15 protein-coding genes are annotated in these 13813 nt (G+C 28.0%); 7 read left to right on the top strand and 8 right to left on the bottom strand.

Going from position 1 to position 13813, the window contains the following annotated elements; translation table 11 throughout:
• Positions 1 to 53 precede the first annotated feature (53 nt).
• From IEW75_RS08705 to IEW75_RS08695, 3 genes are read right to left on the bottom strand one after another with little or no spacing between them, the layout of a single operon-like run.
• Positions 54 to 1541: a hypothetical protein gene (locus IEW75_RS08705; protein WP_134246856.1), complete on the bottom strand. Its 1488-nt coding sequence runs from the start codon at positions 1539 to 1541 to the stop codon at positions 54 to 56.
• Positions 1522 to 2079, bottom strand: coding sequence for a hypothetical protein (locus tag IEW75_RS08700; protein ID WP_134246857.1), 558 nt, complete (start codon positions 2077 to 2079; stop codon positions 1522 to 1524). Before IEW75_RS08700 ends, IEW75_RS08705 begins: the two co-directional genes overlap by 20 nt.
• On the bottom strand, positions 2072 to 2620 hold the full coding sequence (locus IEW75_RS08695) for an RNA polymerase sigma factor (protein WP_134246858.1): 549 nt from the start codon (positions 2618 to 2620) through the stop codon (positions 2072 to 2074). Before IEW75_RS08695 ends, IEW75_RS08700 begins: the two co-directional genes overlap by 8 nt.
• Before the next feature lie 136 nt (positions 2621 to 2756).
• Between IEW75_RS08695 and IEW75_RS08690 the strand changes: the two genes are divergently transcribed.
• The 6 genes from IEW75_RS08690 (at position 2757) to IEW75_RS08665 (ending at position 8721) form a co-directional block, all read left to right on the top strand.
• Positions 2757 to 3470 (top strand): glycosyltransferase, encoded by a 714-nt coding sequence (locus IEW75_RS08690; RefSeq protein ID WP_134246859.1) that lies wholly within the window; start codon positions 2757 to 2759, stop codon positions 3468 to 3470.
• The gene (locus tag IEW75_RS08685) at positions 3470 to 4093 is read left to right on the top strand and encodes a lipid-A-disaccharide synthase N-terminal domain-containing protein (protein WP_134246860.1); all 624 of its coding nucleotides are present in this window, start codon (positions 3470 to 3472) and stop codon (positions 4091 to 4093) included. The genes IEW75_RS08690 and IEW75_RS08685 overlap by 1 nt, the downstream gene beginning before the upstream one ends.
• A gap of 111 nt (positions 4094 to 4204) precedes the next feature.
• The gene (locus IEW75_RS08680; protein ID WP_134246861.1) at positions 4205 to 4963 is read left to right on the top strand and encodes a glycosyltransferase; all 759 of its coding nucleotides are present in this window, start codon (positions 4205 to 4207) and stop codon (positions 4961 to 4963) included.
• Between the two features lie 95 nt (positions 4964 to 5058).
• Positions 5059 to 6366 (top strand): ArnT family glycosyltransferase, encoded by a 1308-nt coding sequence (locus IEW75_RS08675; RefSeq protein ID WP_229714419.1) that lies wholly within the window; start codon positions 5059 to 5061, stop codon positions 6364 to 6366.
• A gap of 6 nt (positions 6367 to 6372) precedes the next feature.
• Positions 6373 to 7998, top strand: a complete 1626-nt coding sequence (locus IEW75_RS08670) for an ArnT family glycosyltransferase (RefSeq protein WP_134246862.1) — start codon at positions 6373 to 6375, stop codon at positions 7996 to 7998.
• Between the two features lie 57 nt (positions 7999 to 8055).
• Positions 8056 to 8721: a hypothetical protein gene (locus tag IEW75_RS08665; RefSeq protein WP_134246863.1), complete on the top strand. Its 666-nt coding sequence runs from the start codon at positions 8056 to 8058 to the stop codon at positions 8719 to 8721.
• Here IEW75_RS08665 and IEW75_RS08660 read toward each other — a convergent pair.
• Genes IEW75_RS08660 through IEW75_RS08640 form a run of 5 tightly spaced genes read right to left on the bottom strand, consistent with a single transcriptional unit; the run spans position 8714 to position 12715 of the window.
• Positions 8714 to 9283 carry a phosphatase PAP2 family protein gene (locus tag IEW75_RS08660; protein WP_134246864.1) on the bottom strand — a complete coding sequence of 190 codons (570 nt, stop codon included), beginning with the start codon at positions 9281 to 9283 and terminating at the stop codon, positions 8714 to 8716. The genes IEW75_RS08665 and IEW75_RS08660 overlap by 8 nt on opposite strands.
• Before the next feature lie 20 nt (positions 9284 to 9303).
• Complete coding sequence (locus IEW75_RS08655) at positions 9304 to 10422, bottom strand: peptidylprolyl isomerase (protein ID WP_134246865.1); 1119 nt, start codon at positions 10420 to 10422, stop codon at positions 9304 to 9306.
• An 11-nt stretch (positions 10423 to 10433) separates the two neighbouring features.
• Positions 10434 to 11162: a BamJ family beta-barrel-assembly machinery protein gene (bamJ, locus tag IEW75_RS08650; RefSeq protein ID WP_134246866.1), complete on the bottom strand. Its 729-nt coding sequence runs from the start codon at positions 11160 to 11162 to the stop codon at positions 10434 to 10436.
• Positions 11149 to 11694, bottom strand: coding sequence for a gliding motility-associated peptidyl-prolyl isomerase GldI (gene gldI / locus IEW75_RS08645; RefSeq protein ID WP_134246867.1), 546 nt, complete (start codon positions 11692 to 11694; stop codon positions 11149 to 11151). Before gldI ends, bamJ begins: the two co-directional genes overlap by 14 nt.
• Positions 11684 to 12715 (bottom strand): DHH family phosphoesterase, encoded by a 1032-nt coding sequence (locus IEW75_RS08640; RefSeq protein ID WP_134246868.1) that lies wholly within the window; start codon positions 12713 to 12715, stop codon positions 11684 to 11686. The genes gldI and IEW75_RS08640 overlap by 11 nt, the downstream gene beginning before the upstream one ends.
• Positions 12716 to 12799: 84 nt before the next feature.
• On the opposite strand from IEW75_RS08640, the gene IEW75_RS08635 reads away from it, so the two are divergent.
• On the top strand, positions 12800 to 13813 hold the full coding sequence (locus tag IEW75_RS08635; protein WP_188704021.1) for an alkaline phosphatase D family protein: 1014 nt from the start codon (positions 12800 to 12802) through the stop codon (positions 13811 to 13813).

Raw genomic sequence — 13813 nt, 5'->3', positions numbered from 1 at the left:
ACAGTATAAAATTTTAAAGATGAATTTTTAATTAAACTATTGATTAATAATAATTAGATAATAGTAACTGTGCTGAAATTAGATTTTAATTTAATAGTATTTTCAGTTTTTTTAGTACTCTTAAAACTTCCTTCAATACTAGTTTCATGTTTTTTTAAAATTTTCATAAATTCATTTTTTAAAAAATCTGAGTTTTCTGAAACCGTATTTATATTACTTTTTGAAGTATCTAACGTATAATTTGCTTCTATTTTTTCTAATGGAATAGTTGCTTTTGTATACTCAAAATTTAGATTTAAGATTTTAAAATCTAAATCAATATCATTGACTATTATATTTCCGAATTTTTGATTTAAAGTTACATTATTACTAATTTTATGAATTACAACATTTGATGAATTTGAAAATAAGTTTACATTTTCAAATGTTCCAAACACTGAGTTTGGAACATTTTTTAACGTAATATTACTTGAAATTAAAGAGTTAATTGATACTGGCGAATTAGCAAACATAAGTTCATTATTTTCTCCATTTATAATTCCTCCAACAAAATTTCCATAGCTCATATTTGCTGACATTTTCTTATTAGACTCTGGAATAGTTACTTTACCGTGCCTTACATTTAAATTAAATGTTGCTTTTTTTGGAACCTTAATTTTTAAGTGTTTTTTAATTTTTACTTTTGAATTGTGAGCTCTGTTCAAGTTAAAATAAGTAGTTTCGCTATAATTTTTAAGTGAATCTAATTTACCCTCATCTTTCATTCTCTTAAGCTCTTCAATTGCAACTTTAGTTACTTCTTTAGTTAATTTTACTTGTTCTAAAATTTCATCTCTATTTTCAAGAGTTTCTAGTCTGGCTTGTTCTAATAACTTTTTGGCTTCTAACATTGTTTGCTTAAATTCTTCTGAATTTTGAAATGCTTTCACCTCTTTTGCCATTTCTTTTGAAGCTTTTTTTAATTCTTCCATTGCCTTTTTAAACTCTGATGAATTTCTCATAGAATCTAATTGTTTTTTCCAATCGCTGTTTTTAAATTTATCTACGTGTTCAGCAATTTGCATTTTATATTTTTTTAAATACGTAGAATCCATTTTATATGCTTCATAATCAAATTCCATTTCAGGAAATTCGGGCATCTCTGGAAGTTCAATTTCAGGGAAATTAAAATCAAATTCAGGTATTTCAACATTGGAAATCTCAAATTCAGGAAAATCAAAGTTGAAACTGAAATCCAAATTACCTGAAGCTGAATTTATTTTAACAGTATTTTTGTTTCCTAGCGCTTCAAACTTCCATTCTTTAAGTAATTTATCTGCTTCACTATTTTTTACTCCAGAAACTTCCATAACTGCTTCAATAGACACTTCATTTCTGTTCCAAGTTTCTATTTCAACATCTGTATAAGAAGCGTTTATCACAATTTCCACATCAGAGTTTACTTTAAAATTCTCTTTTATTTTTTTATCAAAAGTTTGTGCGTTTATAACAACCGTAAACAATAATAAAAAAGTTGTTAATTTATATAGATATGTTTTCATTTTCTGAATTGTTAAGGTTTTTTAAATCGTTTAATTGTTCTTTGAGTTGATACATTAATTTTAACCGCAATTGTAAATTTTCGATTAATGCATTAATGTTTTTTTCATTTAAGCCTTCTGCACTTAACTTGTTGGTTAATTGCTTATAATCTAATGACAACTCACTAATTTTTTCTAAATAACTGTCTAATAATTCTTTATTTTCTGAAGTTTTATTTAAATCAGAAATTTCCGCTTGAATACTTGCTAAATAGTAATTTTCAATATTTCTAAATTCAGGCGAAATACTTCCTAAACTTTTAATTCTAGCTGTTTCAACTGGAATGTCTTTTGTTGAATTTAAAATATAAAACATACTTGTTCCTAAGCCAATAAGTATCAAAAATGAAGCTGCTGTTTTTAAAAATTGATAGTTTTTATTTCTTGAAGTATGCATTTCATTCTTCAGTTTTGCTTCAAAATTTCTTCTATGATTTTTTGAGAGTTTCTCTGAACCAATAGGCTTCTTTTTCAATACTTCTCTTAAATCTTTAGACATAATTATACGCTTTTAATTCATTTTTTAATTTGTTTTTACCACGCATTAACTGCGATCTTGAAGTAACTTCAGTAATTTTTAACACCTGTGCAATTTCCTGATGATCATAACCTTCAATTAAATACAAGTTTAAAACTACTTTGTATTTTTCGGGTAAACTGTTTATTGCTGAAACTACTATATCTGTTGTAACTTCTTCGTTAACTGCCCAATTAGCATCATCCGAAATGGTTAGTTCTTTTTCTTCAATTGACACCAACTCTATTCTTTTCTTTTTCAAATAATCAATGCATTGATTGATTACAATTCTTTTAATCCAAGCGCCTATAGTAACTTCACCTTTAAAGGTTTTAATGCTCTTAAAAACTTTTATAAATGCATCTTGCGTCATATCTTCAGCAACAAAACTATCTTTCACATACCTGAGTGCTATGGTGAACATTGCTTCACAATACAAATCGTACAATTGCATTTGTGCTTTCCGATTGTTTTGCTTGCAATCTTCAACAATCTTGTTAGTTAAAAAAAACGTTTTACTCATTTAGTTGGTTACTTCTATTTATAAAGACGAAACATTATTTAAAGCGTTGCATTTTTATCAAAATAAATATTTTAAATTTACCGAAATTTTATTGAGCTTGAGGTTCAGCCTAAATTATAAAATCATACAATAAATAATGAGTTATCAATTTACAATAATTGTTCCTGTTTATAATGAAGAAGACAATTTAAAACGCGTAGAACAAGAACTGTCTAATTATATTAAAATTGCTTCAAAAAAAACAAAAGTATTGTTTGTAAATGATGGAAGTAAAGACAATAGCCAACAATTAATTGAAGAAATTTGCACTAACAATTCTGATTTTGACTTTATTAATTTTGAAAAAAATTGTGGACTAAGTGCAGCAATCACTGCTGGTTTTAAAAATGTTGATACAGAATTGGTTGGTTATATAGATTCCGATTTACAAACTGCTCCAGAAGATTTTAACCTTTTATTAAAAGAAATTGAAAACTACGATTTAGTTACCGGTGTAAGAGCAAATAGAAAAGACTCTTTCATAAAAAATATGTCATCTACAATTGCAAACGGAATTAGACGCTCGTTTACACAAGACGGAATGGACGATACTGGCTGTCCACTAAAAGTTATAAAAACTCAATATGCTAAAAACATACCGATGTTTAAAGGTTTACATCGGTTTTTACCAGCTATGATTTTATTGCAAAATGGCAAAATAAAACAAATTCCGGTACAACATTTTCCAAGAATTGCAGGCGAAGCAAAATATGGTTTATGGAACCGACTTATTGGGCCATTAATGGATTGTTTTGCATATTTATGGATGAAGAAAAAATACATTAATTACAACATCGCTAAAAAAGGATAATGAGCGATTGGATAATATACACTGTTGGTTTTTTTGCACAATTATTATTTTCGGGCAGGTTAATTTTACAATGGATATTATCTGAAAAAAGTAAAAAAGTATTAACTCCTTCCCTATTTTGGAAATTAAGCTTAATCGCTTCGTTTTTATTATTTGTATATGGTTATTTGCGGAACGATTTTGCTATAATGCTTGGTCAAGCACTTACCTATTTTATTTATATTAGAAACTTACAGCTACAAGGTCAATGGAATAAAGCACCAAAATTATTACAATGGTTTTTATTAATTTTTCCTATTTTATTGGTGATTTACTCCTACAATAACAATACATACGATATTGATAAATTGTTTAGAAACGATGCAATTCCGTTATGGCTACTAATTTTAGGAAGTGTCGCTCAAGTAATTTTTACTTTACGTTTTGTATATCAATGGCTATATTCAGAAAAAAATAAAGCATCCTCTTTACCCTTCGGTTTTTGGTTATTGAGTTTAATGGGGTCTATTTTAATTTTAATTTACGCTATTTTAAGAAAGGATCCTGTACTTTTATTAGGACATTTAATGGGCTCCGTAATATATTTTAGGAATATTTTAATATTAAGAAAAGAGATTAAATAGTAAATTTTATATTTGTATCATTAATTTCTTAGAATTATTTAAAAATTCTTGAATATTTTTAATTTTTGATAATTTCTACGCAATTAAAACATGTTAAAACCAATTTAAAGAATGCTAGATTCATTTCAATTATGCATTGTAATTCCGTGTTACAATGAAGAAAAAAGGCTCAACATAGCACGTTATTCTTCTTTTTTAAAAACTAATAAACATGTATTGATTTGTTTCGTAAATGATGGTTCTAATGATAATACATTGCAAGTTCTCAAAAAAATTAAATCAAATTTCCAAAATAATGTTGCTGCTATTTCTATGGTTAAAAATTCGGGAAAGGCAGAAACTGTTAGATCTGGATTTAAGCATTGTATCGCAAACTATAATTTTCAAAAAATTGCTTATTTAGATGCTGATTTGGCAACAACTTTAGAAGAATGTGTTGAAATTAGTGAACATGTTAACTCTGAGATTGTGTTGGCTTTTGGTTCAAGAATTTCAAAAATAGATACTATAATAGACCGAAAAAAAACACGTCATTATATTGGTAGAGTAATTGCTACTTTAATTTCTAACCAATTAAAATTAAATATTTACGACACACAATGTGGTTGCAAAATATTTAATAGAGATCTCTCTAAAGAAGTTTTTTCAGAAAAATTTATTTCTAAATGGTTATTTGATGTCGAGATATTTCATCGTATCATTAAACTATACAACGAAGAGCAAATGTCTGTTATTGCTAGAGAAATTCCCTTAAAATCTTGGATAGATTACGATGAATCTAAAGTAAAAATGACTTATTTTTTTAAACTTTGGCTCGATTTGTATCAAATACGTAAAACATATAGACCACTTAAAAATAACGTAACTTAATTATGATGTTATTCTCAAAAAAAATCAATCCTTATACTTTTTGGGTTAGCATATTAATTTTAATTAGGGCCTTCTTAAATTATGCCATTCCCTTAATGGATAAAACAGAAGCTCGGTATGCTGAAATTGCCAGAATAATGGCAGAAACTAACAATTGGACTACTTTACAGATAGATTACGGAGTTCCATTTTGGGCGAAACCACCATTATCTACGTGGCTTTCTGCCTTAAGTTTTAATATTTTTGGAGTTAATGAATTTGCGGCCAGATTTCCCTATTTGTTATTAAATATTATAATTGTTTTATTAATTGGAAAATATGCAAAACGCAAAGGGTTGGATTTTTTACTTCCAGCTTTAATTTTATTAACGATACCTGAATTTTTATTACATACTGGTGTAGTTTCAACAGACACAGCATTGGCTTTTTGTGTTACTTTAGTAATGATTTCTTTTTGGGAAGGCATCCATAATATAGCACAAAATTTCTGGAAATACCTCTTTTTTATTGGTTTAGGACTGGGTTTATTAGCAAAAGGTCCTATTATAATTATATTAACTGCGCCTCCAATTTTTGTATGGATGGTTATTTTTAAACAATACAAAACTGTTTGGAAGTCACTTCCTTGGGTTTTAGGAATTTTAATAACAGGTTTAGTTGCAATACCTTGGTATTATTTAGCAGAACAAAAAACACCTGGTTTTTTTAATTATTTTATTGTTGGTGAACATTTTAAACGCTTTTTAAGCTCTGGTTGGAAAGGTGATAAATACGGGTTTCCAAAATCACAACCTATGGGAATGATTTGGGTCTTTTTATTTCTTTTTGCAATTCCTTGGATTCAAATTCTTGCAATAAAAGTTTGGAAAAACAAAGCTATTTTATTAAAAAATAAATGGGTTGCATTTTTACTTTTTTGGATTTTATGGACTCCAATATTTTTTACTGTTTCTAAGAGTTTAATTCACCCTTATATTATGCCTGTTATGGTTCCAATTGCCTTATTAATAACACATTTTTGGGAAGAAACAACGCACAAAAAAAGAATTATTAAAATAGCTTTAAGTATTCCATTATTGGCAATTTTTATATACACAGCTGCTGTTTTTACAAAAAAACCAGCTTTTTATATTAATTCTGATAAATTTTTTATTGAAAATAATAGTGATAAAAACCTTCCTTTGTATCATTGGGAAAACAAAAGTTATTCGGGTCAGTTTTACTCAAAAGGAAGTTTAAAAACTATAGAAAATAATGCAGATTTATCAAAAAACATAAATTCCAAAAAATCTTTTTTAATAATTATACCTCATAAAAAAATTAAAAATATTGATAAGGAAAATATGAAATTATTAAAAGAGTTAGAATCCAATTATAAAAAAAGTATCTATATTTTCAACTAATTTGTAATGATCAAAACTATAGAAAAATATCCAATTGCAACACTATCAATAGTAATTGTTCTGATGTTATTAATCCATTTGGACGTTCCAAATGTTACCATTATGGAGGCACGTAATTTTATTACGGCACGTGAAATGGTTCAAGACAACAATTGGTTACTAACTACTATGAATGATGAAGCAAGGTACCAAAAACCCCCTTTACCAACATGGTTGACAGCTATTTCTGGATTAATATTTGGCATGAAAAGCTTATTTGTATTACGACTACCTGCCGCATTAATGGTATTATTTTTAGGTATTTTTAGTTATTATTTTTCATTAAAATTAGAACTTTCAAAAAAGCATAGTTTCCAGAATAGTTTAATTTTAATAACCTCTTTTTATGTTTTTGGAATTATAAACGAAGCTCCTTGGGACATTTTTGCACACGGATTTATGTTTGCAGGATTGTATAATCTATATCAATTTTTTGAAGCAGAACAATCTAAATGGAAACAAGCAATTTTAGCCTCCATATTTATCGGATTTTCTATTATGAGTAAAGGGCCTGTTTCTTTATTTGCAGTTTTTTTACCTTTTCTAATTTCTTATGGTATTGTTTTTAAATTTAAAAACTTTAAACCAAAAATAATTCCTTTTGTACTGTGTGTTATATTATTTTTAGCAATTGGAAGTTGGTGGTTCTTATATGTTAGAATTGTGGATACTCAAGCTTTTTTAGAAATTGCAACCAAAGAAACTGGAAACTGGAGCAGTTATAATGTAAAGCCTTTTTATTATTACTGGAGCTTTTTTACACAGTCTGGTTTATGGACCATTCCTGCGTTTATTAGTTTATTATATCCTTACTTAATAAAACGAGTACAAAACAAAAAAGTATATAAATTTACGTTTTGGTGGACAATAATTGCTGTTATATTATTGTCTTCAATCCCTGAAAAGAAGGCGCGCTATTTAATGCCCGTATTAATTCCATTAGCACTAAATACAGGGTTTTATATTCAATATTTAATGCAGAAATTTCCTTTATTAACATCAAAAAAAGAAACAATTCCTGTATATTTTAATTTTGGACTGATCGCAGTTACTGCAATTGCGCTACCATTTGGATTGTATATAATTTTAAAAGACAATTTTAATACTTATATGTTGAATTATATTTTAACTTCAATTGCTAGTTTAATAATTGGTGTTTTAATTCTAAAGTTCTTGGTTACAAAGAAGTTTAAAATTGTGTTTTACCTAACCGTTTTATTTATGGTTTCTATATTTTTATTTGGGTTGCCAATTTCAAAATCGATTAATAAAAATGAAGATTTTAAAGCTATAAATACATTGCATTCTATTGAAAATCAACATAATATTAACACCTATTCTATAGGAGCAATTACACCTGAACTTCTTTGGGATTACAACGGATTTTTAAAAGACATCTACAAGAATGAACAATTAAATATCCCTTCGGAAGCTAATTTTGGCATTTTAATTATGAATGAAGATGTTAAAAAAATTACCACACAATTATCAGAAAATTATATCTTAAAATTAACCGAAACCTATAATCTGAATGTAGGCTCAAAAAATAAAGAACGTTTAATAAGACAGTTTTATTTAGTATCAAAAAAATAGTACTTTTGACAAATAAGATTTCAAATTTAAAAAGAACTCTTTAAAAAATATTTACAGATGAAAACGCTCACAAGAACCGACAAAGTTGCTTACTTTTTTTTAATACTCATATTTGGTTTAGGTATCTATTATGCAAATACAGACCTTGAATATTTTGATGAATTTTACACCAAAGAAGATGGTTTTGCAGAATATTGTACCGCTTTTCTATTACTTTGCTCAAGTATATTATTAATCAGTCGTTTTATTAAACTTCAGGAATTTAAAAAGAACCTATGGAAACTGGGGATTTTAGCAATTGCTTTTGTGTTTTTATTTGGTGCTGGAGAGGAAATATCTTGGGGACAACGCATTTTTAATATAGAATCAACGCAGTTTTTTAAAGAAAATAATGCACAAGCAGAAACAAACTTACACAACTTAGTTGTAGATGGGAAAAAGGTGAATAAAATAATTTTTAGTCAATTATTAACTGGTATTCTCGTTATTTATTTAATAATTGCTCCTTTTTTATACAGAAAATTTGAGGGCATTAGAAAATTAGCGAACCTATTTGCAGTCCCAATTGTGCAATGGCATCAAACCATTGCTTTTTTAATTTGTACAGGATTGCTACTTTTTATGAGATCAGATAGAAAATGGGAACTGTATGAGTTAGCTTTTGGAGTAATATTCTTCTTAATATTTTTAAATCCTTTAAATAAAAGTATTTATTCTAAGTAAAGAATTTTCGATCAACCAACTTAAACAGTTTGTAACATAAAGTAGCATAAAGCCCCCCAATTATTGCTCCTGTAAGTACATCTAACGTAAAATGTACTCCAATATAAATTCTACTATAGGCCACAAATACTGCCCAAATTATTAAAAAATAAGAAAGGTATTTTACTTTATCTTTTAAAAGAAAACTAAAAAACACTGCAATTGCCATTGCGTTAGATGCATGTGCCGAAAAATAAGAATATAAACCACCACAGCGTTCTTTAACCAATCTAATTAGATGCGCAATATTTTCATCGTGGCAAGGTCTTAATCTTTTAAAACCATATTTAAACAAATTACTAGTTTGATCTGAAACAGCTATTAATACCACAACAAAGAGCACTAAAACTACTGTTCTTTTTAAACCGTAATATTTAAATATAAGATAAAGCAGTAAAATATATAATGGGATGGCACTAAACTTATTTGTTATAATAAGCCAAAAACCATCCCATTGTGTTGTTCCTAAATTATTTAGGAAAATTAGTAATTCAATATCTTTATCAATAATTGAATCTATCATTAAATACTTAAATTGTATTATTAATTATTTGATGTATCGAGCGAAACCAGTTCTATTTCAAAAACTAAATCAGTATTTGGAGGAATGAGTTTACCAGCTCCCTGTGCACCATACCCTAAATGAGCGGGTATAAAAAGTATTGCCTTATCACCAATTTTTAATTGCTGTAACCCTTCTCTAAAACCCGAAATTAAACGAGCTTCTGGCCCATATTCAGTTGAAAACGGAGCATATCCATTTTTTTTATCTCTATTTTCATCATAAGTTCCATAAGCTTTTGCTACTTCACTATAACTTGTATCAAATAATTTACCATTTGAAAAATAACCAGCATAAGCAACTTTAACTTTAGCTCCAGTTGCAGGAATTTCACCGTTTTTTGTTTCGGTTATAAAAATTTTAAGACCCGAAGATAATTCTGTAGCTTTTAATTTATTCTCGGTAAATCTTTGTAACGCATTTGCAGTTGTCGTCTCAATTTTTTCTTGAGTTGCTTTTAATTGCTTTTCATAATCAACATAAAAACTATCAAATATTTTAGCAGCCTTAAATTTTTTGGCGGCCCTTCCTACTTTAATAATATCAAGTGTTTTAATAGTATCATTTTGAACTATAGAATCAACAACAGCTTGTCCTTTTAATACGTTTCCAAATACTGTATGTTTACCATCTAACCAAGGTGTGTCTTTGTGTGTTATAAAAAACTGACTCCCGTTAGTGTTTGGAGGCCCCCAATTTGCCATAGATAAAATACCAGACTTATCATGTTTTAAAATTAAATCACCTTCAATATCCTTAGGAAACTCATCAATAAATTTATATCCAGGACCACCAGAACCTGTTGCTAAAGGATCACCTGTTTGAACCATAAAATTATTGAGTACTCTATGAAAAGTTAGCCCGTTGTAAAATTTAATTCCTTTTAAGGAATCTGTAACTTGTTTATTAGTTCCATTTGCTAATGAAACAAAATTAGCCACCGTTATTGGGGTCTTTTCAAATTCAAGTTTTAATAAAATTGTACCTTTATTAGTTACCATATCAGCATACATCCCATCTTCTAAGTCTGTATATTTAGTTGGTTTGCAAGCTGATATGGATAAAAATAGTAAGATTACAACTAGCTGTAATATTCTCATGTTAATTGTTATTATTGAACAATCTCTAATAATTCAACTTCAAATACCAATACATCAAATGGTTTAATTTTTCCTCCTGCTCTTGGTGTAGCTCCATATCCTAATTCTTGAGGAATAAAGAATTTGTATTTTGAACCAACAGGCATTAACTGTAAACCTTCTGTCCACCCTTTTATTACTTGATTTGCAAAAAATTCTGAAGGAGTTCCTCTATCTACAGAACTATCGAATATTGTACCGTCAGTTAAAGTACCATGATAGTGAACTTTTACTTTTGAAGTTGCTACTGGCTTTTCTCCACTTCCCTCTTTCATTACAATATATTGTAAACCACTATCTGTAGTTACAACTCCATCTTTAGTTTTATTTTCTTCTAAGAATTTTTCACCTGCGGCTTTAGATTCAGCAAAATCTGTTTCTGCTTTTTTTGCAGCAGCTTCTTGTTGCTCTTTCATTTTTTCTTGCTGCTTTTTTTGAAAATAAGAATTAATTATTGTGTTAAGATCTTTAGCATCTAACAACATATTTGTTGAATCAATTCCATTTTTCACTCCTTGCATATAAGCATCTTGATTAATATCATCAAAATTCATTTTAATTTTAACACCCATATCCAATCCTAAAGCATAACTTACAGAATCGATTTCAGAGTCTAATGATTTTAAATTACTTGCCTGATTGTTACAAGATGTTAGTGAAATTACAATTGCACTTAGAAATAAGAATTTAATTACTTTCATTTTTTTTATTTATTTTAATTAATTGAACTTTATATATTAATGGTTGATTAATACCAATATTGTTTTGATCGCCCAAATATCCAAAAACTTTATGAGATGGAAACAAAAAAGTTACATTGTCTCCAACATTCATTAATTTTAGTCCCTCTCTTAATCCTTCAACAATTTCTTGTTTATCTACAATATATCTTTGAACGCCTAGTTGGCTTTCATCATAAATAAGTTGCATGTTTATATCATATATTTCGAAGGAATAAACGATTTCATCTCCTGTTTCTGGAAAATAACCAGTATCTGATTTTATATTATACTTATAATTAAAACCATAATTACTAACAATATAAGTACTTAATGAATCTTGTTTTACTAAATTTTCAAAAGCATTTTCTTCTGCTGTAATTAAGGCTTTATTAAATGAAATAGACTGCTCCATTGTTGAAGAAGATTTTCTTAATATAGGTTTTCTTGCCTCTGGATTATTACAAGAAACGATACATAAAATTAATAAAAAGCTAAAAAAACTATGCTTCATAAGAATTTAACAATTCGATTTTATATTCGGGTAATACGTTTAAAAATTCAGAGACAGTTGCTTCTAAAGAAATTTCAGACCTTCCTCCCGCTGCATTATCATGTCCACCACCATTAAAATGGTTTCTTGCAAATTTATTAACTGAAAAACTACCTTTAGACCTAAAAGAAATTTTAATAATTTTTTGTTCTATATCTTCAATAAAAATTACTGCAAAAATTACGCCTTCTAAAGATAATGCATAATTAACAACACCTTCTGTATCTCCTTTTTGATAATTAAAATCGTCTAAATCTTGTTGTGTTAATATAATATATGCTGTTTTTAATTTTTCTATAACAGTTAAGTTAGTTAAAGCACGACCTAATAGTTGCAACCTCCCATAAGAATTTGTGTCGTAAACATTATTATGAATTAATGCATTGTTGGCTCCCTTATCTATTAAATCGGCAATAATTTTATGGGTTGTACTTGTTGTTGATGCAAATCTAAACGACCCAGTATCTGTCATTATACCTGTATATAACGCAGTTGCAATTGGTGCATCTATTTCATCAATAGCATCTAATTTTTCTAAAAAATGATACACCATTTGACAGGTGGAACAAATAGAAGTGTCTGAAAACAAATACTTTGCAACTGAATCTGGTTCTTGGTGATGGTCTATCATAATAAATTCACCTTCAAATTCATTTAAGGTATTCTCCATATCTGAACCAACACGATGTAAGGCATTAAAATCTAATAAAAATATAATTGAAGCTTTTTCAATTGCTTTTTTAGATTGTCTATTTTGCATATCAAATTTTAATACTTCTTTAGAATTTGGCAACCATTTTAAAAAATCTGGATAATCATTAGGAGCAACTACAGTTGCGTTATGGCCTTCTTTTTGTAAATAATTATAAATTGCTAAACTTGAGCCAATAGCGTCTCCATCAGGATTTCTATGAGGAACAATCACAATATTTTTAGGTGTTGACAATAATTCTTTTATTTCGATAATTTCTCTAACATTCATAAGCTGCAAATATACAATTTAATAACTTATTTTTTTTCATTATAATACTCATATTTCCTTAAATTAGTCCCAAAATTAAATCTAATGAAACATAATTTAATCATTTTAATAATAGCATTAACTTTTACTTCTTGCAAGAATAAAAAAATAGACGCCAATTTCACCATTGCATTTGGCTCATGTAACAACCAGGTATTAGAAAATGTATTATGGAAAGAAATTCAAAAACAAAATCCAGACATTTGGATATGGGGAGGTGATATTATTTACTCAGATACGGAAGACATGTCTTATATGCAGCAAAACTATTTAAAGCAAAAAAAAGACACTAACTATTCTAATTTTGCAAAAAAAGTTGAAATACTTGGAACTTGGGATGATCACGATTACGGTGCAAATGATGGTGGTGTCGAATACCCTAAAAAAAATGAAGCGCAACAATTGTTTTTAGATTTTTTAAATGTTGCTAAAAACGATGAACGAAGAAAACAAAAAGGCATCTATTTTGCCAAAGACTTTAACGTTAATAATAACCGAATAAAGGTTATTTTATTAGATACTCGTTATTTTAGAACAAATTTAACACTCGATACAAAAACCAAAAAGAGATACAAACCTAACAACTATGGAGACGGAACTATTTTGGGCAATAAACAATGGGATTGGCTACACAAACAGCTAAAAAATTCAACAGCACAATTTAATATTATTGTAAGCAGCATTCAGTTTTTATCTGCTGAACATGGTTATGAAAGTTGGGGAAATATGCCTCATGAAGTAGCTAAGTTAGAAAACTTAATTAAAACTACTAACGCCAAAAACACTATTATTCTTTCTGGTGATAGACACATTTCTGAAATTTCAAAAAAAGAAGTTGAAGGAATAACCTACCCATTAATTGATTTTACTTCTAGTGGTCTTACTCATTCATATTCTAATTTTACAGGTGAACCCAATAAATTTAGAGTTGATAATGTAGTGTCTGAAAAAAGTTTTGGAATTTTAAAGTTTAACTTTAATACAAATACGGTTGTTATGGAAATGAGAGGAGAAACTAATATTGTTTATGAAACCTTTAGCCAGAGGTATAATAAATAA

Origin of the sequence: Lutibacter litoralis (assembly GCF_014646675.1) — a bacterium.
Classification (GTDB): Bacteria; Bacteroidota; Bacteroidia; order Flavobacteriales; family Flavobacteriaceae; genus Lutibacter; species Lutibacter litoralis.
Note: the sequence above shows the minus strand (reverse complement) of the source record. Positions and strands in the feature narration are given on the sequence as shown.

Excerpts from the sequence above, each read along its gene's own strand:
- IEW75_RS08705 (WP_134246856.1), bottom strand. The coding sequence starts at position 1,541 with ATGAAAACATATCTATATAAATTAACAACTTTTTTATTATTGTTTACG.
- IEW75_RS08700 (WP_134246857.1), bottom strand. The coding sequence starts at position 2,079 with ATGTCTAAAGATTTAAGAGAAGTATTGAAAAAGAAGCCTATTGGTTCA.
- IEW75_RS08695 (WP_134246858.1), bottom strand. The coding sequence starts at position 2,620 with ATGAGTAAAACGTTTTTTTTAACTAACAAGATTGTTGAAGATTGCAAG.
- IEW75_RS08690 (WP_134246859.1), top strand. The coding sequence starts at position 2,757 with ATGAGTTATCAATTTACAATAATTGTTCCTGTTTATAATGAAGAAGAC.
- IEW75_RS08685 (WP_134246860.1), top strand. The coding sequence starts at position 3,470 with ATGAGCGATTGGATAATATACACTGTTGGTTTTTTTGCACAATTATTA.
- IEW75_RS08680 (WP_134246861.1), top strand. The coding sequence starts at position 4,205 with ATGCTAGATTCATTTCAATTATGCATTGTAATTCCGTGTTACAATGAA.
- IEW75_RS08675 (WP_229714419.1), top strand. The coding sequence starts at position 5,059 with ATGGATAAAACAGAAGCTCGGTATGCTGAAATTGCCAGAATAATGGCA.
- IEW75_RS08670 (WP_134246862.1), top strand. The coding sequence starts at position 6,373 with ATGATCAAAACTATAGAAAAATATCCAATTGCAACACTATCAATAGTA.
- IEW75_RS08665 (WP_134246863.1), top strand. The coding sequence starts at position 8,056 with ATGAAAACGCTCACAAGAACCGACAAAGTTGCTTACTTTTTTTTAATA.
- IEW75_RS08660 (WP_134246864.1), bottom strand. The coding sequence starts at position 9,283 with ATGATAGATTCAATTATTGATAAAGATATTGAATTACTAATTTTCCTA.
- IEW75_RS08655 (WP_134246865.1), bottom strand. The coding sequence starts at position 10,422 with ATGAGAATATTACAGCTAGTTGTAATCTTACTATTTTTATCCATATCA.
- bamJ (WP_134246866.1), bottom strand. The coding sequence starts at position 11,162 with ATGAAAGTAATTAAATTCTTATTTCTAAGTGCAATTGTAATTTCACTA.
- gldI (WP_134246867.1), bottom strand. The coding sequence starts at position 11,694 with ATGAAGCATAGTTTTTTTAGCTTTTTATTAATTTTATGTATCGTTTCT.
- IEW75_RS08640 (WP_134246868.1), bottom strand. The coding sequence starts at position 12,715 with ATGAATGTTAGAGAAATTATCGAAATAAAAGAATTATTGTCAACACCT.
- IEW75_RS08635 (WP_188704021.1), top strand. The coding sequence starts at position 12,800 with ATGAAACATAATTTAATCATTTTAATAATAGCATTAACTTTTACTTCT.